The 18,512-nt window shown below is 42.6% G+C and carries 24 protein-coding genes and 7 pseudogenes; 3 read left to right on the top strand and 28 right to left on the bottom strand.

The genetic code is table 11. From position 1 onward, the window contains the following. Nucleotides 1-32: 32 nt before the first annotated feature. The 26 genes and pseudogenes from BM135_RS15220 to BM135_RS15100 form a co-directional block, all read right to left on the bottom strand. Nucleotides 33-314 (bottom strand): AlpA family phage regulatory protein, encoded by a 282-nt coding sequence (locus tag BM135_RS15220; protein WP_092521164.1) that lies wholly within the window; start codon nt 312-314, stop codon nt 33-35. Between the two features lie 173 nt (nt 315-487). Then, nucleotides 488-1,702 carry a tyrosine-type recombinase/integrase gene (locus BM135_RS15215; protein ID WP_092521162.1) on the bottom strand — a complete coding sequence of 405 codons (1,215 nt, stop codon included), beginning with the start codon at nt 1,700-1,702 and terminating at the stop codon, nt 488-490. A gap of 166 nt (nt 1,703-1,868) precedes the next feature. Further along, nucleotides 1,869-2,386: pseudogene (locus BM135_RS15210) on the bottom strand (phage minor tail protein L); the annotation flags it as partial. Next, nucleotides 2,383-2,730, bottom strand: a complete 348-nt coding sequence (locus BM135_RS15205; RefSeq protein ID WP_175486175.1) for a phage tail protein — start codon at nt 2,728-2,730, stop codon at nt 2,383-2,385. The gene BM135_RS15205 and the pseudogene BM135_RS15210, both read right to left, overlap by 4 nt. A 91-nt stretch (nt 2,731-2,821) precedes the next feature. Continuing rightward, on the bottom strand, nt 2,822-3,115 hold the full coding sequence (locus tag BM135_RS15200) for a type II toxin-antitoxin system RelE family toxin (RefSeq protein WP_092521160.1): 294 nt from the start codon (nt 3,113-3,115) through the stop codon (nt 2,822-2,824). Then, entirely contained in the window at nt 3,105-3,359 is a 255-nt protein-coding gene (locus tag BM135_RS15195; RefSeq protein WP_092521158.1) for a type II toxin-antitoxin system RelB/DinJ family antitoxin, read from the bottom strand. The genes BM135_RS15200 and BM135_RS15195 overlap by 11 nt, the downstream gene beginning before the upstream one ends. Before the next feature lie 299 nt (nt 3,360-3,658). Then, a pseudogene (locus BM135_RS15190) lies at nt 3,659-4,030 on the bottom strand (phage antirepressor N-terminal domain-containing protein); the annotation flags it as partial. A 254-nt stretch (nt 4,031-4,284) separates the two neighbouring features. Further along, nucleotides 4,285-4,530, bottom strand: a complete 246-nt coding sequence (locus BM135_RS18060) for a phage antirepressor KilAC domain-containing protein (RefSeq protein ID WP_422646113.1) — start codon at nt 4,528-4,530, stop codon at nt 4,285-4,287. Continuing rightward, nucleotides 4,521-4,670 carry a hypothetical protein gene (locus tag BM135_RS18055; RefSeq protein ID WP_425445179.1) on the bottom strand — a complete coding sequence of 50 codons (150 nt, stop codon included), beginning with the start codon at nt 4,668-4,670 and terminating at the stop codon, nt 4,521-4,523. Before BM135_RS18055 ends, BM135_RS18060 begins: the two co-directional genes overlap by 10 nt. Nucleotides 4,671-4,706: 36 nt before the next feature. Beyond that, nucleotides 4,707-4,805: pseudogene (locus tag BM135_RS18050) on the bottom strand (KilA-N domain-containing protein); the annotation flags it as partial. 374 nt (nt 4,806-5,179) lie between these two features. Next, nucleotides 5,180-5,989: a zinc ribbon domain-containing protein gene (locus BM135_RS15180; protein ID WP_092521154.1), complete on the bottom strand. Its 810-nt coding sequence runs from the start codon at nt 5,987-5,989 to the stop codon at nt 5,180-5,182. Between the two features lie 84 nt (nt 5,990-6,073). After that, the gene (locus BM135_RS15175) at nt 6,074-6,496 is read right to left on the bottom strand and encodes a lipoprotein (RefSeq protein WP_139204122.1); all 423 of its coding nucleotides are present in this window, start codon (nt 6,494-6,496) and stop codon (nt 6,074-6,076) included. Between the two features lie 178 nt (nt 6,497-6,674). Next, on the bottom strand, nt 6,675-9,539 hold the full coding sequence (locus tag BM135_RS15170) for a phage tail tape measure protein (RefSeq protein ID WP_092521151.1): 2,865 nt from the start codon (nt 9,537-9,539) through the stop codon (nt 6,675-6,677). A gap of 52 nt (nt 9,540-9,591) precedes the next feature. After that, a complete protein-coding gene (locus BM135_RS15165; RefSeq protein ID WP_245737429.1) occupies nt 9,592-9,879 on the bottom strand; it encodes a DUF1799 domain-containing protein in 288 nt (95 codons plus the stop codon). A gap of 17 nt (nt 9,880-9,896) precedes the next feature. After that, a complete protein-coding gene (locus BM135_RS15160) occupies nt 9,897-10,199 on the bottom strand; it encodes a phage tail assembly chaperone (RefSeq protein ID WP_092521149.1) in 303 nt (100 codons plus the stop codon). A gap of 41 nt (nt 10,200-10,240) precedes the next feature. Further along, nucleotides 10,241-10,795, bottom strand: a pseudogene (locus BM135_RS15155) (phage tail tube protein). A gap of 145 nt (nt 10,796-10,940) precedes the next feature. Further along, nucleotides 10,941-11,342: a phage tail terminator-like protein gene (locus BM135_RS15150; protein WP_092521148.1), complete on the bottom strand. Its 402-nt coding sequence runs from the start codon at nt 11,340-11,342 to the stop codon at nt 10,941-10,943. Next, a complete protein-coding gene (locus BM135_RS15145) occupies nt 11,339-11,920 on the bottom strand; it encodes a hypothetical protein (RefSeq protein ID WP_092521147.1) in 582 nt (193 codons plus the stop codon). Before BM135_RS15145 ends, BM135_RS15150 begins: the two co-directional genes overlap by 4 nt. Nucleotide 11,921: 1 nt before the next feature. After that, on the bottom strand, nt 11,922-12,272 hold the full coding sequence (locus BM135_RS15140) for a hypothetical protein (protein ID WP_092521146.1): 351 nt from the start codon (nt 12,270-12,272) through the stop codon (nt 11,922-11,924). A 2-nt stretch (nt 12,273-12,274) separates the two neighbouring features. Continuing rightward, nucleotides 12,275-12,751: a DnaT-like ssDNA-binding protein gene (locus tag BM135_RS15135; RefSeq protein ID WP_092521145.1), complete on the bottom strand. Its 477-nt coding sequence runs from the start codon at nt 12,749-12,751 to the stop codon at nt 12,275-12,277. Between the two features lie 39 nt (nt 12,752-12,790). Further along, complete coding sequence (locus tag BM135_RS15130) at nt 12,791-13,480, bottom strand: hypothetical protein (protein WP_092521144.1); 690 nt, start codon at nt 13,478-13,480, stop codon at nt 12,791-12,793. A 14-nt stretch (nt 13,481-13,494) separates the two neighbouring features. Then, nucleotides 13,495-14,199, bottom strand: a complete 705-nt coding sequence (locus BM135_RS15125) for a hypothetical protein (protein ID WP_245737428.1) — start codon at nt 14,197-14,199, stop codon at nt 13,495-13,497. A gap of 91 nt (nt 14,200-14,290) precedes the next feature. Next, nucleotides 14,291-14,992: pseudogene (locus BM135_RS15120) on the bottom strand (phage minor head protein); the annotation flags it as partial. After that, nucleotides 14,976-15,545 (bottom strand): hypothetical protein, encoded by a 570-nt coding sequence (locus BM135_RS15115; protein ID WP_245737427.1) that lies wholly within the window; start codon nt 15,543-15,545, stop codon nt 14,976-14,978. The pseudogene BM135_RS15120 and the gene BM135_RS15115, both read right to left, overlap by 17 nt. Further along, nucleotides 15,545-15,813, bottom strand: a pseudogene (locus BM135_RS15105) (phage holin, lambda family). The gene BM135_RS15115 and the pseudogene BM135_RS15105 overlap by 1 nt, the downstream one beginning before the upstream one ends. 89 nt (nt 15,814-15,902) lie before the next feature. Beyond that, a complete protein-coding gene (locus BM135_RS15100) occupies nt 15,903-16,598 on the bottom strand; it encodes a DNA adenine methylase (protein ID WP_092521124.1) in 696 nt (231 codons plus the stop codon). 90 nt (nt 16,599-16,688) lie between these two features. Here BM135_RS15100 and BM135_RS17750 point away from each other — a divergent pair, with 90 nt between their 5' ends. The 3 genes from BM135_RS17750 to BM135_RS15090 all read left to right on the top strand — a co-directional run bounded on the left by BM135_RS17750 (nt 16,689) and on the right by BM135_RS15090 (nt 17,836). Further along, nucleotides 16,689-16,817 (top strand): hypothetical protein, encoded by a 129-nt coding sequence (locus BM135_RS17750; RefSeq protein WP_281244148.1) that lies wholly within the window; start codon nt 16,689-16,691, stop codon nt 16,815-16,817. A gap of 195 nt (nt 16,818-17,012) precedes the next feature. Continuing rightward, nucleotides 17,013-17,471: a hypothetical protein gene (locus BM135_RS15095; RefSeq protein ID WP_092521123.1), complete on the top strand. Its 459-nt coding sequence runs from the start codon at nt 17,013-17,015 to the stop codon at nt 17,469-17,471. A gap of 14 nt (nt 17,472-17,485) precedes the next feature. Next, nucleotides 17,486-17,836 carry a DUF3969 family protein gene (locus BM135_RS15090; protein WP_245737426.1) on the top strand — a complete coding sequence of 117 codons (351 nt, stop codon included), beginning with the start codon at nt 17,486-17,488 and terminating at the stop codon, nt 17,834-17,836. A 139-nt stretch (nt 17,837-17,975) separates the two neighbouring features. Here the strand turns inward: BM135_RS15090 and BM135_RS15085 are convergent. Beyond that, a pseudogene (locus BM135_RS15085) lies at nt 17,976-18,170 on the bottom strand (antiterminator Q family protein); the annotation flags it as partial. After that, on the bottom strand, nt 18,170-18,512 hold a 343-nt coding region (locus BM135_RS15080; RefSeq protein WP_175486173.1), incomplete at its 5' end, for a toprim domain-containing protein. The gene BM135_RS15080 and the pseudogene BM135_RS15085, both read right to left, overlap by 1 nt.

Genomic DNA, 18,512 nt, shown 5'->3' with positions numbered 1-18,512 from the left:
TTTTTAGATGTCATCGTTTTACCCTGTCTTAATTAATTTGATTTTCGGCTATAGGGGTTATTTACATTTTCTACTGTTGGCGGGTTACGTACCCACCATAAAACATCACTTAATAACCATGAGACGGAATTACGGCCCAATGGAACACGTTTCGGAAATTTACCTTCTTCTTCTAATACCCAACGACGAGAACGCGATAAACTGGAAAGGCGCTCACATTCTTTTTCTCTGATTCTGCGATCATATTTCTCTCCATACTCATTTAAAATTGATTGTCGTTCTTGTGGTGTCGGTGATGTAAATTTCATTGCCATACTTTTATATTCTCCAAAATAAAAAACCCCGCGAGCGAGGTTATTATTAATTTAAGTTCATTCAGATATGCAAATGTATTGTGTTTTTTCTTGAAGTTCATATAAACATAATGAATTTTTTGAAATAATTTATTATGTTGCTTGTTCTTCTTTGGGAACGAGTATTTTAATTTCTAATTATCGGTATTTAATACAATTTCATCATAGTTATTTGCTAATAAATCCAGCCGTTCACACCATCGGTTTAAAGCATCTAATTTCTCTGATAGGTATTGGCTTCTGTTATATATTGCCATAACCCCCGGCAAAACATGACCTAGAAGTTGATCGGCTATATGCGGAGCTATTCCCATATCATTCATCTTTGTTGCCAAAGTACGTCTAAGGTCGTGCAGTGTCCATTTCTCCGATTGTTCTAGTTTTTTCCATATATTAGAACCATGATACGATACTACATTACCTATTTTAAATTCACCTAAAAGCAAATCGTTTTCATTGCTTTTATGAACAAGTTCTTTTAAAAAAGATTCCATGCACTCTGGTATTGGGCGAATGATTTTCTCACGAGTTTTACTATTCTCTTTTGGAACAGTCCATAACATAGATTCAAAATCCCATTCTGAGCATTTTGACAACCTGATCTCTCTTGTTCGACAACCGAAGACAATTAAAATTTTCAATAAATTATTAAAGTAAGGCTCATGAATATTTGAGTTTACTGAACTCCATAATTGACCGAGTTCATTATCAGTTAAAAAACGGTCTCCCTTATTTTCTCTTTCCCCAACATCAGGAATAGTTAGATCATCCAATACATGACTAATAGCATACATTCTCACTCGACAAAACTTGAGAGCTTGCTTACATACTTGAAATATAATTCCAGCTCCTACAGGAGCCTTCTTTTTCATTCTATCAAAACATTGAAGCCAATATTGAGTTTTGCAATCTGATAAAGCCATATTACCAATATAAGGATATATATGTTTATTTAATTGAGAGATGTGAGCATCAATATTCACTCGATTGTCTCTTCCGTAGTGCTCTATCCAATATTCAATAGCGTCTTTTACGGTTACTGGTTTTAATGATTCCTGCATCGTTAGGTTAAATTGCAGTTTTGGATCTTTACCAGAGGCTAACCAGTTTCGACATTTATCTCGTGTTTCACGAGCTTGTTTGAGGGGCATATCAGGATAACGTCCAAGTGTAAGGCGGTTTAGCTTCTTGCCATCAAGACGATATGTAAAGACCCAACTAATACCACCCACTTTAGATAGTTTCGCACTTAACCCTGCACCCTCAGCAAAGAATTCAATATTGTTGCTTTCTCTACCGTGTAGTGCTTTAAGTTTTTTATCACTAAGTTTATTTAGTTCGTTAGCCATGATCGCCCAAATTATTTACGCAAATGTTTATACAAAGTGTGATGTAATAGTAGATAAACGTCAATAAACACTGAAACAATGCACAGTGAATAAAGTAAATATCATATTGATTTTAATCAAAAAAATAATAAACACCAATAAACATCAATACATGACTCAGATTTAATCGGGTGGGGATCTGAATGCCCTGTAAGTCAGCCGGGGAAGACAGGGCAATTGGACGCTTTCATTGTCTTCATGGGTCTTGCTGTCAATATAAAAGACGTCTATTTTTTCCTGCGTAGGATCGGCTTCGGGGTTACCCTCTGGAAAATTACGGGCATCCAGATAGTGCGCAAAGGTCATCCGAATAGTAACCCGTGCCTGAGCCATATTCTGGTAAGCCAGACACAAGGCGCTGATAGTGCCATCCAGATTAGCAATACTGAGTGTCGGTGATACCGTTCTGCCGTCACTGTTCACCTCCATTCCCTCAATTTGCACGGGCCACGGCTTATACTCCACTCCTTGCCACCAAATAGACTTAATCGGCAAATTGCTAGGGTCTTCCAGATCGTCATCTGTATAAGCTACGGGGTGATTATGAAAGTACAGCTCTGGCCCACCAAAGGCCGAACCATCAACAGAAAACAAAAGAATTTTATTCCCTACCTCCAAACGCTGGAGATCTGCATTAATTTTCATGGATTATATGCCTGTTCAAATATTGCTGATATTTTCATAACACCTCCTGACATGGGGATTATGGTTATTGAGTCCGCCTTGACCCGATACAACCCTTTTTCACCATATGGAGTCGTCCAGATAAATGACTTCAAAGTGTGCTGGCGAATAAACTGAAAGATGGGTGCCACCTCCTCTTTTATTCCAAGATAAGAGTAAGGCCATGACTGACTTTCTGGGTTAATACCATCTCCAGAAACTTGTTTGTAACCATCCCCAAACTCAACCGTTTTAATCCGATGTTTAAATTCACCACTGGGTGAATCTTGGATTTGAGTTCGCCATTTAAACTCTTCAATAGCCATATAAGTACCTATAAAATAAAAAAAACCGCATGAGGCGGCATGTATGGAAAAGGCCGCATTTGCGACCTTATGTTAGTTATGAATTTATTACTTATCGTCCAATACGTTCACTGGCTATCTTATAAGCTTTCGAATCTTCCCTTTTACCTACAGCCACTACCCATATTATGATTTCTTCATCAATCACTTGGTAAACAAGGCGAAATCCCGAAGAGCGAAGTTTTATTTTAAAGCAGTCAGATAAATCACCATGCAATCTAGCTGACTCGATATAAGGATTATCTTGTAGCTTCCGTAGTTTCTTTTTAAATTGCTTCCGGATGCTGTTATCCAGCTTTTGCCATTCTTTTAAAGCGCGTTCGTCAAACTCAATGTTAAATCTCATCAAGATTTACCCGAATTCGTTTAGCTGGATTTTTTAGGCGTTCACGCACAACTTCAAGGATATCCTTATCTTCATCAAGTTCTGAGACCATCACAGATACTTCTGCGAACGGCAATTTTTCATTTTCTGCTACATAGCGCAGAAAGAGCCGCATTGCATCGGAAGGAGATAGATTCAATTTCTCAAATGCCTGATATGCATTCTTTTTAAGTTCTTCATCAACCCTGATCTGAATTGTGCTCATAGTATCACCATATGTAATTACATTTGTATTACATTGTACATTATTGCATCTATGGTGCAATGAGTTTTACGAAACTTTCGTAAAACCAGCCATCCTTGGCTTGGGGTTAAAATATGTTCATTGGTAGTGAGATCATACTATCAATGTGATATCCATATAGTCGTGCCACTCTGTCAAGAATCCCTTTTGGTGTCTCTGTCCCACCTTTAAAAACTTCTGTCTTGTTAAGATGCTTATCGTAAACTTCCCAACTTGACGACATATCTGAAATTTGGTGGCTGAGGTTTTAGTTCTTTCTTTTTAACCTCACCCGTAGTCCAGTACTCATAAAGAACGTCGTCGCATTCGTCCTGATATCGGATAACTTGCTCACGAATCGACGCTTTAACTTTATTGGGGCTGATAGTGGCTAACCAGCCAGCAAGTTTACGGAGGGCGAGGCAATTCATTGATTGAGAACCGCCTTTTGTAGGTATCACCATTTCGATGATACCTTTAGCGAATCGCTCAGTTAACTTCCTATGTTGCGTTTGCCATGCTAATCCCATGCCATCGACAATCGGCTTCATTGGCACATATGGCTCACTATTATCATTAACGACATATAGATCTGAGCCATAAAATGGGACATTTATAGTTTTACTCGATTCTTTAAGTGGTATACTTAACATGTCTATGTTCCTCGTAAGTACTAGACGATTTAGAAGCCCTGACTGTTCCACCAGTTGGGGCTTCGCCGTTTTAATGCGATACTATTTATTACGTGATTGTAACTGTTTGTAAAGATAACCTTTGTGAATTTGGGAAGCGCCTCGTAAATCAAATTTATAGCGGGTTAATCGGTTGCATTAGTTATATGGTGTGATAGTTTAACTAGCTTACAGCCGTCCTTGGACTTCAAATCCTTAAGCGGCTTTTTCCACGCTCAACATCTTCGCCAGCTTGGAAATGCCTTTCGGAGTGATACGAACCTGTGTTGTATTTTCTCACTGCCATCATTTCTCATAACGACCGTTACCTTATGTTCAAGATAACCAGTTTGTATTTTGTCTTGATACCCTGTCCACTCATCCGAACCAACACGACGACAAGTCCAGCGATGGCCTTTCAGGAAGTCAAAAAGGAACTTAGGGCGAACCTGCAATTGCTTCGCAGCATCCGTTACACACATAGAGCCGTCTGATCTGGCATACGTTCCAGCGCTGCGACATCCGGTTTCATTTCCTCAACCTTGTGCTCAAGCTCTGCTTTCTGTTCTGCTAAGTCAGCAGCAAGGCGAAGTGCTTCTGGTAAGGATTGAGGTATTTGCACCTGAACTTGATCAACCAACTTACCAGAACGGTAATCAATGAAAGTCTGGTTGACCTGTAAACGGAATTTGGGAGAGATCCACCCCGCATACTCAACGGCTAAAAGTTCGTGGGCGAAAGTGCCACCAGATTTGCCCTCTGAACTAACTTTTAATTAATTATCCTAAATCGCTAGAACCACTTCCCTAACTACGAAAATTTCGTAGTTACCAACAAAAAAGCCCCGTAAGGGGCTGTTTGTGCAGGCTGGCACGGCAATAATATTAGATTTTTTCTTTAATACCCGCCTGTCTCAGTATTGCATTGGCGGTATGTTTAGAGACTATTGTATATGGCACACTCAGTAATCCACATGTCATCATGGATAACATTTACAACAAACGCTTCAAGTCTTGTTATAACCACTCCCATGTTTACCTCTTTGTATCCTGAGTTAATGAATGATTATCTATCTCAATCTTAGCATTAATTGGTTATAAAATCATCGAATTTAAATCCCAACAGGATATATTATCTATTGGTATTATCTGCTAATTCATTATTCCAATACTTTATTTTTCTGATAAATGTCTCATGAACTTCATCAGGTAAGGTGCGCTTTATTGCGAAGATCTCATCTTCAAAATCTTGATACACGTTCGTTGAATCTGGTGTTTGAATAAAAAATGATTCAACTAAATTTTTCACGCCATCATCATTTATCATGAAGCCGTCTTTTTTCTTTATAAGAAGTTCCTCTGTGTTAACAGCCTTTTTTGCGGCGTCCACAATAGGGCCTACCTTGACCAAATCAATGTTGTGAAGCCAGTATACATACCTGTCTTGAAATTGTTTCTGAATTTCCTTTGGCAGCCTTTTATTAAGGCTCTCTATTTCCGATTGATAATGACGCTCTATCTCTTGAGTGTCCTTGCCTATGCTTGCTTTTATCAACGTTTCTGATAGCTCCTTAACCCTATCATCTATTAACTCTATCCCATCCTTCCTTCTTTTATAAAAAAACTCAGGAGGGACATTAGATGGCTTAAATTTCTTAAGGGTTATTTCTTCTATTTTTTCCTGAACATCACTACCGCAATGCTTGCATTTGAGCGCTTCCGCCTTAATCATTTCTGCACAGTAAGGGCATTTAACAAGGCCTTCTTCCATTTGTTTTCGCTCTATGCCAGCATTATTTTTGCTTATCAGAAGTGAATGCACCAACGCAACAATGAACAACGCAAATCCATAAATCCACCATAAAATGAATGATCTGCCTTTACTGTTTGCTATTAAGGCAGGAATTAAGCCAAGAATTACTGCTGCCAATAAGAAATCCATTTTTCCCCCGTCAAAGTCAACTTTTTAATATTACCCAATACACGATGTTAAGTGAATCAAAGGAAAATCCTGAAAAGGATCTGGTTATTTGTTATGAGAACTATATAATTTTTTAGCCCCTTTCATACCTTCATTAAAAGCATTAATGGCTGATATAGTTAATTTTTGACAACTGTAATCATCCATGTGGCGAAGGCAATTAAATGATGGTTGAATCTCTTTTTCCTTATCGTTTATTGCAACTAATTTAGCTGAGCCACCTAAAAACCTATCACCAGATGGAGAATACGTTGAGATATAAATGTTAGATACCGTGTCAACACGCATTCTTGTGATTAACTCTAGTTTTTCAGGCACATTACTCCACATGGCGCTACATTCAGAATCGCTAGAGCAGCGCTGATTTTCTACAGTTACTTTAGGCAACGGCTCTTTTTCCTTAGATTGACCAGCACACCCACTCAACACCACAACCGCCAACAATCCAACAATTAACTTCTTCATCATACACCCCCACGTTTAAATAGTTACATGAATCTTAATCAAAGTATGGCGCAAAATGAAGCAAAATGGGCAATTACAAGTCGCAATGTGATCTACACATAAGCATATATTCTCATTTGCTTTATGGTTACATTTCAGCCCAAAGCAACCAACCGAAGGGATGGCTGTTGGTTAATAATTTCTAGCGTCTACCATTAACCGCTCTAATGATCTTATACAAATCACCACCATCACGGCTTTCTTGTACTATCACAGACCTTATTTTCTTCGTTAGTGATAGCTCTGCTGCCCGCGCATCTATATTTGAAGCGGTGGATTGCTGTTGCTGATTTTCCACATGAATGCCGCCAAGATTAACCTGAATTCCACCAGCAGGAGCAGGCTGCATTCCGTACATCCTTGGCATCGGAGTGCTTACTGTCATTGGCTGAGAGCCACCAACGTGACCACCAGAGGCATAGCCGCGCTTGGCGCTGTCCATAAGACGATACAAATTAGCCACGCCAAGGCGCATCGTGCTTTCTTTATCGAAAACAAACTCATCTTTATGAACATAGCCAGCAATATCATATTTATTACCTGAACCCGTATAGCCGCTAGAAGAGTAACCGAGGACTCCAGCTACGGCTCCTCTCCATCCTTCTGTTTGCCCACCAAATGCCGCTTTCATGGCTTGTAGCATAGCCATCTGCATAAGCATTTTGGTGATCATGCTAAGAATTGACTTAGTGAAATCGCCAAAGTTAGCCTCACCCGTAAGAAGAAAATCAGACAGCGAGTTGCACATACCATTAAATGCTGCTTGTGAGATTTGAGCGACATTGGCGTAAGTATTGGTAGCTTGATCTTGGAACTCGTCAAATCCTTTTTTAATGCCAGCTTCCCAATTTCCTCTTAACGAATCTTCTTCAGCGTAATAACGCCTTAAAGCATCTTCCTCTTCTGGTGATTTAGCCTTCTCTAATGAAACGCTTCGTTGATAATCCTTATCAGTTTTTCCAGTGCTATCAATTAATGCTCTTGTTCGCGCATTAATTTCATCAATCCTTTTCTTCTGCTGGCCTAATTCCCTGTTCTTTTGTTTTTGCAGCTCTACTTCATCGCCGACTATTGCCAAGGCACGCTGAGATTCAAGAATGGTTCCTTTTTTTAGAAGTAACGATTGCTCATCTTGGGTCAGCTTTCTCTTTCCTTGAGCCTCTTCCAGAATCGCAATCTTAGCCTCCATATCCTGCAATTTCTTACGTTCAGAACTAATTACGTCATTGACGGTCTTGTGTTCTTTAAGGACTCTTAGCTGAGCTTGTAGGGACAGCAACGCTTGACTGGCGGCTTCATCGGCACGAGTGCCCGCATCTACTTTAAGCTTAGGTTCTTTAAGCGGTTTTTTCCCAGTACCGGGCATTTTGCGGTCGCGGTGCACGTAGTTGATCTGCTTCTTATATTCTTCGTACTGTTCTTTGGTAAACAGATGCCTGTTTTTTTCTAGCTTTGCTAACTTCCTTTCTCTTTGGGTTTCCCAGCTAGAATATTTCTCATCGTAATATTGGCGAATTTTAAACTTTTCAATTTCTATCTGCTCAGCATTCTTTTTAGATTGCTCACGAGCGTTTTTAATATCAACCTGAAACTTTTCCTCTTTGAGGGCTTCAATCTCAGCTTTCAGGCCATCAAGCCTATATTGTGGCGTGATGAATAAATTACTAAGACCTTTAAGTAATTCTTCTTTTTCGCGTATTTGATCCTCTAGCGTTTTTTTTCTACCTTTATCGAGCATAGTATCCAAAGCCCATTTAGCTGCTTTTTGTACTCCCAGCCATGCAGACTCAAGATATCCCAGATTTTGAGTTATATCGTTCGCTCCATCGTTGATAGATTGCGCGTACGCATCAAAAGCAATCCTAGCCGCTGCGGTTTTATTTCCCTGTAACTCCAATGTCCTGATTTGCTCCAGTTGCGCGGCTGTCAAATGGTGATTAGCCTTCTCCAGTTCCAGTGACATTTGTAACGGTTCATCCTGTAACCGTTTGAACTGATTTATTGTCGTATCAACCGCCTGACCAGTAATGTAATTCATCTGAGCAGCCGCTTTAGCGACGCGAGATATTTCATTATCACTAAACAACCCTGTACCAACCACACTCGCAATAGACGCAGCCATTTCAGAACGAGTTATTCCACTACCCGCCATGACACGCGCCATTTCGTTGAGTTGCCCGGCAGTTTTATTGGCGTAATTCCCTGTCAAAATGAGCTGCTTATTGAACTGGGTAAATTCCTTTTCGGCCTCGTAAGCAACTTTAGTGATACTGCCTACTACTGTGATTACTGTGCCAATTCCGCCGCCGCGCAATAACCCACCCATACCTAATATGTTTGCGATGTTTTTAAGACTGCCAATAAAAGATTTATTTTTTCCGCCTAAATCGTTAGTAGCCTTACCTGTTTCTTTAAGCTTATTAATATAAATGTCTGCCGCAGAGCTAACGCCTAATTGTGCTGCCCTGTGTTTCAATAATTCATTACGGCTGAGATTCTGTGTTGCAAGCTGATCTTTTAATCTGGCAAGAAACGCCTGACCTGCTGCGGCCTGTTTAGCATCAGCTTCTGCCATCTGTTTCTTTTTGCCGATAATGTCAGACAGAATATTCCGATAAGACTCAAGGTCTAGCTTCTCTGACTGCCTGGCTTTTCTGGCTTCCGCCTGAATCTTGGTTAACTGCTCTGTCGAGGTAGCATTGCGCTTAATAGCATCAATCTGTTTAAAGAAAGACTCTGCAACTTTATCTTGCTCTGCGGCAAGAACTTTTGAGGCTGACGCGGCTTGCCGCTCCTTTGCCGCTAACTCCGCAATACTTCTGTGCACCCTGTCAATTTCTTTAGCCATTGCAGCAGAAGCCGCAGAATTCTTTTCTGACTCGTTGGATAACTTATTTGTAGAATTGCTTACTTTGTCTGCCGCATCTTTGAATGAGTTTAGCTTCTGCTCACCCCTTTCAAGATCAGAGGTGTTAACCTTTAGTGAAATGGTTGCGACATCAGTCATTTATATTTTCCTTCGGGTATAAAAAACCTCCCGAAGGAGGCGATAAAAGGAGTTACTGCTTCTTGTGCATCAATTCGAGTGCCTTAACTTCCAGCACTCGAATATCGTTAAATACGGTCGCCCTATCTTTGATGTCAAGATAATCCATGACTTGATTAAGCGGGGAATAGTCCAGCCCCGTAGCGCCGTTCATACCCACTCGCCACTGCGTGTCCATAGCATTAAATGTCCGGTACGAATCCCACACATCAGGCCATACTTCAACATCATACTCTTCCGGGAGGAAGCCAAAAGCCCGCTCAAAATCAGCGGCATCTTTTGCACTCATTCCCCCATACAATGATTCAGCGACCGCGATCAGTTTTTTTCGCGATTACCCAACAGTTCGTTGTAGTAGGTAGTCGTGATTGCGGTTGTGGCTGACGGATAGTTATCCAGCAGCAATTTTAAGTTTTCGGCGTTGTAGGGTTCTTCTATCGCCCAATCAGCAATAATTTGCTCAAAGAATTCCTGAGCTGGCATTTCTCTCATTTCATCCAGTTCGCTGATTGGCTTGTGATGGAATGTGAAAGTCACGACTTCGGGTTTTTCTTGCCCTGCAACAGAGACCAATACATTTGCTTTGAACTTAGGGTTAGGAACAAGCGTAAACTTGGCCATTTAAAAAATCCTCAAAAGAAAGCCCCGTGACGGGGCGATGATTATTCTGCGTGGGTATAAATCTGCATATCAGACTTGAGCGAGAAGCGTGCAGTGACGTTTTCCACCTCGTTCATTGCTGTATTGGGGACGCGCTGGAACGACACGGAAGCGGTGTAATAACGGTCTTCCGCTGCACGTTTGTTATAGAAACGGATTGCGGTAATCTGCTTGCTATCATCCAATTTCATGAGCAGCTTACGGATAGCTAATTTGGCGTCATGAGCGAAGGTGTAAACCTGAACAACGCCATTTTTATAAGTGTCTATGGTTTCCGCTTGCTCATCTTCCAAGAATTGCACTTCCTGTGTTTGCTATTCACCGCCTTCGGTGGAGAGTGTCATGACCTGCGGCATCACTTCCCATGCCAGCACTTTTTTCAATGAACCCGCGCCACCACCAACAGGAAATGTATTCTTGTCCGTGGTGTCCAGACCTTCCAATGTAATGTTTTTTTCAGTGACTGCTTTTACTCGGTAGGCACCGGATGCCTTTTTCCAGCCGGAACTGACATGCACAATGTCACCTTTGGCAATGCCAGTGGCAGACTCAACCATCAGTACCACCTCTTCGGCATTAGAAGCAGACGTAATTTTGATTTCATCCCCGTACTTATTTGCAATATACACACGGGAACCATTAGGGATGTTATAGGCCATCGTTAACCTCTTTTATGCATAAAAACCGCTACTTGCGGCTGTATTATCGAACTGCGTCACATCGATAAGATGTGCGTATGGGAATGGTGTAGTTAGCACCATCCTGTATGGCAGAAAAGATATTCGGCTCATCGTTGAGGTATAAATCGTCGGCCAGTGAAAAACCGTTCTGTAGGAATTGAGTTACTCGGTCAGCAATACCCGTCAGAGTTGAATCACCAGAGCCGGATTTACCCACCACATTCACCTGAATCACGCCACGGAAGACAGGCATATCCAACGACAGTCCAATGTTTTGTATTGTCGCTGGCATAATGTGCAGTTGCAGATACGGATCATTAATGTCATCAAATGGCATGTTGGGCCACGCTACTTTGAGGCTTTCCTGTTTGGCTATTTTTGCCACCAGCGCCCGGATAGCGTTATTTATTGTTGACTGGTTCATGATTTTGTCTCCGTAACAGCCTCACTAAAGAACTTCTGAAATTCCTGTGCGGTTACTGCAACCATGCCATTTGGCGCTTGTTTCGAATGACCCATCTCAAGGCGATAGGCATACGGCACAACGTTTGAGAAATAGACCGATTTTACCCCAACCTTAAACTGCCCAATAACCAAATCACCCACGGCCTTAGTCATATTGCCGCTTTTATCAATGCGTCCTGTCTCTTCGGTAGGAGCGTCATCAAAAGTTACTTGCCAATTACCACGGAATCGACCGCCCGTGTATCCCGGTGGCGCTTTGATACCCATAGAATCGGTGGTACGAGCGCGTTTTTTCAGTTGTCGCCTTTTAGGGGTCAGGTTCTTGGGATCTAGCCGTTGTTGTTCATTCCAATCATGCACCGCCTGATTATATTCTCTCGGCGTCCTATTAACTGCCCACAGCTCAGGATTACCGACGGGTGACATAATGACCAATCGTGACAATATCTTGATAAACACGCCCCTTGATGCCGCCTCAATATTACCTTTGGCTTTATTCACAAACGCATCAATGGAGGCCATAAATGGATCTGCCATATTACGCCCTCAGCTGAGATTGGTAACAGAGTATGATATGAGCGGGTTTTATTGGGTTAGGCTCAACAACACGTAACCAAACACCATCCACCAGTACCTTATCTCCTTTCTGGATCTCAACGTTTGGAGAAAAGACCATTTTGATATCCGTAGACAGTATCAATGAACCGTCAATCTCATTAGGGTTACACTTGGTTTTTACTCCGACAGCGCTGAACTGCTTTTCCGGTTCGTGATGTTCTTTGCCTTCATCATCCACCCAGTGCTGCCCTTTTCGTTTTACCTGAAATTTAGCGCCATGTTTTTTTAGCAATCGTTCAGACGTTTTTTGCATTCGTGGGTAGAATTTCATAGCTACCCCCTGAAAACCTTGAATGTAGCGCCGCCACCAGACAGAAAGTCACGCAACGAAGAATAAAACCAAGACATATTGGGCTTGCCTGAGTTGGTGCCCTCCGCATACGTTACCGATACTGCGCCACTAACCGATTCTGACAACACTTCTCCACCGACTGTGGGGGTCAGGTCGAATTCTAGCGAGTCAATAGCCAGTCTGCACTGTGCCTGAATTATCGGCTTGGGGATAACATCATCCGGCACTGACTCACCATCGACATAAATACCCTTTCTTGGGAATGCCAGCGTTTGATTCTTATTAGCTTTACTCCCCCTCCACTGTTTAGTGGATAGATAATCCATTGCCTGAAATAACAAGGACGGCAAGACACTGTTATCCGGCAGGGAATAGCCACGCTGAACAGCAAACTGCTTTAAATCCGCAACACTGGCGTAGCTATTAAATGCTGGCGAGTTTTTATCTGCATCAATCATGCTCACCTCAAAAAGAAAGGGGCCTAATGCCCCTATTGATTACTCGCCGCCCTTTGTTCCTTTGCTGCCAGAGACGGGCGCGCCGCTCAACACCGCCGCAAACAGCACGTTTTTACGGTCAAATTTACGCTGCCAATTAACTGCCTGGGCGATATCTGTTGTTGATGGTGTTTTGTTTGGGTCTTCCTCTCCTAACCAACTAAATCCCGCAGGTTGCAGGATAAAAGTCTTGCGTTCCCACAACACCTCAGCACCCCCGCCGTTACCGCCAGATGCCTTGCGATCCAGTTCAACCGGAGTATGGGGATTACCGCTGCCATAGCCGAATGCCCCGCTACCGAAAAAGACAGTAAGATAGCGGCCATCTGTATGTTTCAGGCTGTCATCCATAAAAAGAGGCTTACCCAGATACGTTTGCAGAATAACGCGCCCCTCTGAGTCACGAATGGTCTCAATCAGGTTTTTAGTCGCCATCTGTTTCATGACCACTGAGTGAACTCCAATAGCACTGAATGTGTCCGCAGCATCACCCGCAGTGAACGCGGCATCAATCAGGTTATTCGCGGAGATTTCTTTGTCGCCTTCAATCACCATGTCACTGCCATCATTAGCGATATTGCTACTGATAATGCCTGACTCAAATACGGCGGTCTTTTCTGGGCTATTCAGTGGTGCGATTGCTTGATAATAGTCACCACGGAAAATGTCAGATAAACGCGTTGTTGCCATTATTTATGCTCCTGTTACTGTGTTTTTGCGAGGCGTTTAAATTCCTCAGGATCTTCTTCAAGTAAGCGGATGCGCTCTGCTTCCGTATAGTCGTGCCAAGTTTTACCGCCACCTCGGGTAACAGTTTGGCGCTGACCTTCACCGCCGGTTCCGGTCGCTTTACTGCCAATAACAACAGGCGCAAACAGCTTGTTGCTACGGAATTCTTTTTCTAAATCGTCGATGGTTAATGCTGACGGCTTACCTTCTGTATCTATGACGCGCGTCCTGCCTTCTTCAACAATGAGGCGTGACTTGATATGAAGCAGAAGTAACGCTGCACTGTCACCCGCCAGTTTCGCAGCCAGAGACTGAGCCACGTTATCCACCAGCAGCGTGCGCAAATTACTGTCTTTGTCTTCGAGTTGAGTCAACAGCTCTTTTTCACGTGTAATGAGTTTCTCAGACCAGCTTTTTTCCAGCGCTTCGATATCCCCATTTTTGCGGGCCTGTTCGTCTGCGGCTTTCTTGGCTGCTTCTTCCGCTTGGCGGCGTTTCTCTTGTTCTGATTTCTTCTCGGAAAGCAATTCATCGACTTTCTTTTGTAGCCCAGAGACATCAGGGATTTCGGGCATTCCTTCGATCTGTAACTGATATTTATCGCCCTGTGCTTTGTACATGGCTTTTTGTTCATCAGTCAGTGCCTTAAATTCTTCTTTTGTTAATAAAAACTTAAACATCATTAACCTCGGGTTTTGATGGTGCAGTCACCAACTGCGGATAATAAAAAACCCGCTTAGTGTGGCGGGCTTGTGTGATTTGTTGCTGGCATTAGTCATAACCAGCCTCTCTGAATGCGCGTTCGTCAATCTGCTTGAGTTTACCCAGTGAAATAAACTCGCCTCTATCTGTGTAAAACTGCGAGGGATGCATACCACCCTCTTTCATCAGCCGGAAACGCGTTTCGCCAAACACCTGTTTCTGTCGCCACTCTGGTTGTCTCTGTATCCACTCAAGGAATGTTATATTCTCTGGCACCTGACCATCCATTGATGCCCGTGTGCCTTCATTCATTTCATCCACGTCAATACCGAGCTCCTGCCATGATTTCACCACCAGCGTTTCCATTGAGCGACAATTGAAGTGGATCTTTCCGGGACCTTGCAAATAAGGGACTTTGTGTCCGATAGGTTTACCGTCTAGCGTGTACCTCAATCCATCGCGGACAATGCAATCGTTGGATGTTTTATTATCCAATGTCGATACCCACCGCTTACAATCAAAGATACCCCTGTTGGCGTCCACAAATTGCTCTCTTGCCACCGCTTGTAGATGACTGACAGCCGTTTTAGCGATGGTTGTTGCATTAGCCCGGCTCATTTGCACGGCACCGTCTTTGTACCCTTGATTTACGTGACCTCTTACCTTACGACCTATTTCAACAGCGCTTTCACCATTCAGGTACCCGTGACGAACCGTGTTATTGATTCGGGCCATCCGGTCTTTTTCCAAACCCTCAGCCCATTGAGATAAATACAGTATTGGCTCGCTGCAATTCAGTGATGCATCTCATCTGCTCTGGCGTCAGATAGTCACGGATAGGCTCTTTCTTATCGATATCATGATGGACACGGAACTTAGCCGCTGTCATGCCTAATGCGATACGGTTGATTAAATCGGCTTCATTGCTGAAATGACGTGGAAGAATATCCTTGCCTAAATCCTCCCGTGATTTCTTGATAGCATCAGTCATGGGTTTGTATTCCAATCTGGATGTGTTGCGATCCATTTTCTTAGACGCCAATGCAGAACGCATTCTGAAGAACTCAGATACCAGCCTCTTTTTGAATGCACGGACAATATCGTTGTTTCTCATGTAAGTGATCAGAAGCGTAGCTTGTTGCTCATCGTTCTTGTGGTAGTTGGTCAGTAACTTCATGAGTGCCCGAATACCATACTCTGGTGACTCAAACCGACAGAACCGAGGATTTTTTACACCCGTTTCAATTCCAATTTGACCCTGCCATTTATTCGCGGAATTGTGATCGATATTGCCAGGGTTGTGATTCCTAATGCCTCTGGTCATTATTTATCCCCCAACCGTTTATTGATGGCACGGAGAGCAAACTCTCGAATTTTCTCAACGCCAATAAAACCAATAGCGCCACCGATAGCCGGCGCAAAGCTACCGGAAATACCGAACATCTCTAAGCCACTGGATACGCTCCATGACAAGGCACCACAGAGCAGCGCCTCGACCCAGCGGTTCTTTCGCTCCACACCGTCATAAATCAGACGTCCGTAACAAACGACAATAGCTCAGCCCATACATCAGGGTTCTCTTTCATTTTCATAATTCCACCCCATCTGAACAATGGGCGTCCGTGGGGTGAAATGGGTTCGCCCCTGTGAGTTGAGTTAGTGGGAAAAGTTCAATACTTGATCATGATTTCATCACAAATAGTGATTCAATTGATGTCGTTTTTGTTCCAGAAATACCGCTAGTAATTTCACGCGACCAGATGCAATCAAAATCATCCGGTGCGGTGTATTCGCTAACAAATACCGTGCAGCGGTTCGATAATTCACGCACCCAATCCCAGAACTCAGCCGAGTCAAATGAGCGCTGGTATCCAGTGGTGTTTGCGTATGGCGGATCACAATAAACAACCGCCCCATTGGGTATATCTAATTCCCGGTAATCGCAGCACTGCAATATGACGCTGTTTAATTTAGTCAACTGTCGCTGAATGTTGTTGGCAGCCTCCAATTGATGATCACGAACACGTGATTTAGTCTGGGTTACCCCAACATACCCGTTAAACCACTTACCCGCGTAACTACAGTTGAACCCCACCCAGCCAGTTAGATGAGGAATTTCATCCTTGTTGTTCTTTACCGCGTAGTACTGCTCTCGTGATATTTGCCCCGGGGGTTGCCAGCCAGATAACAACGCTCTCCACATTTCAATCAAATATTCGTGGCTGTCAGCCGCAATAACAGGGCCAGCATGTTTGGTATTGATATGACTCACCATGTTCATACCGCCTGCAAAGGGTTCAACATAAACCGTCTCTGTCGTTAAGTGCTCCAGAATGAATGGGGCGATATATTTTGCGATACGCGATTTACTTCCCATGTATTTCACTGTTCCGCCTCCCGCTCTGTTGGTGCAGCCAGACAATAAAAAGGTGCCGTTACCGGAATTCCGATATCGAATGAATGTCAAATGGTTAGGATTGCAAAAAAACAAAAAGGCCACGCCATGCGCAGCCTTGAATTCGTTATCCGTGATCAAATAACACTATCCGTTATCAAATGGCGTTATCCGTTCAAGCGGGGGTTAGTTGTTAACTAAAAGATTTCACTAACCCTATAATTTTAATAACCCATTTTATTTATTTTTCATTAATGCTTTATTCAAAGTAAATCGGTTTTGGTTTTAATTCCGTTTAGTGGAGTATCTATATAATGCCTCATATTGCACCAGAGTCATTCTAATTCTGTTGTGAGAATACTTTAAAACCGACTTGCTTATATTGAGGATATTCTTATGAAGCGACTTGCAAAAGTTTTATTTAGCCTTGTATTGGTGTCACTTCCTTTTTCGGGGCACAGCTTTCAAGCGCCAGCTCAGGAGAAAAACACACATCAAATCTTAGGCATTAAGATTCCAAAACCTCCAAGACCTCCAAGACCTCCAAAGCCTCCAAAAACTCCAAATAAACATGGAACAAGTGATCTTAAGCACTTCTACAAATCAATCAAGGATGCGCCAAACTATCCGAAAGGGTTTAAGAACGCCAGAAATGGAGTAACTAAAAATACTATTAAAAAGAAATACTTATTGGATGAATTGAGAAAAAAAGCACCCGGAAAATGGTATAAAATCTATAGGGATGGCTGGGTTGACAAAAAATACGTGTCTATTCATTATTTTGCTCACCAAAGTGGTAGTCCAGTATTTGATGTGAAAGTTGTAAATGGCTGGAGTAACCCACGAAGTTCGTGACTGGAGTAATAAACATGAGAAATATGAGACTTAATTATAACATTCAAGATAAACACGCAGAGAAATTTATTAGCTTTTTAATCTTGGGGGTGCTGCATTCTCTTGATAAAGAACTAATATCTATTGAAGAGGCAGAAGGATTCATATTTATGCCATCTACTTGTGCTCCCTTGAAAGAAATAAAAGCATCTGACGCATTAATTAATATTATTGAAACAGGATGTCAGCTTGAAGATGTGGAAAGTTTACGGCCTGACAAGCTATCAGAATGTGTTAGCGAAATGATAGAAGATACGCTATCAGTTATCAAGAATAACAAGGAAATTGGAAGATTAGTAAAAAAAAGAATCAAAGTAATCGGTTAAGTAGAAGATATATTACCCAAACTACAGTATTTTTGCTTGAACACAATCTGACAATTACCCGTTTTGTTTATCAATTTCAAAGCGGGTGACTACTATCTTTTTAAATCTGAATTTCGGGCATAAAAAACCCCGCACTGGGCGAGGTCTGATGGTTCAACTTTGCCATGCAGTTAGAAATGATGATAGCGTCGTCATCACAACACTGAGGGCGGGATTTCACTCTGTTGGGTATCAGCCCGTTGAACCCTGCGGCAATCGAGAGCCAGTTAACCGCCTCGCGATTGTCCGCTGCCCACGCCCCCCAGCGCTCCAGTACCATCTGAATATCACGCATTATGCTGTCTCCTGCTGCTTTTTAGGAAATACTCTTTCTCTGGCTTGACAACCTTGCTGTAGCAGGTCGTTAAAATCACCCAGATCAGGGTATCTGACGCTCACCTTTTCAATATCGTTGTTAGCCAGTAAATTTTTATTGGCACAAGCATAGGCGGCCGCTTCCCCGGTGGCGTTCCAGTCGTTATCTGCAAAGATAATCAGATGGTTAACGCCACGAGGGGCGATAAACTTCGCCATATGCCCGGCGTTCATGGCTACAACAATGCAAGAAAAAGAAGGCATGAGCGCAGAAAAGAGCAACAAGAGACATATAACAAGGATAAAGCCATCAATATGGCGT

It is taken from the genome of Xenorhabdus japonica (assembly GCF_900115195.1).
GTDB lineage: Bacteria > Pseudomonadota > Gammaproteobacteria > Enterobacterales > Enterobacteriaceae > Xenorhabdus > Xenorhabdus japonica.
The sequence above is the reverse complement of the archived record's forward strand: the minus strand, read 5'-3'. Positions and strand labels throughout refer to the sequence as shown.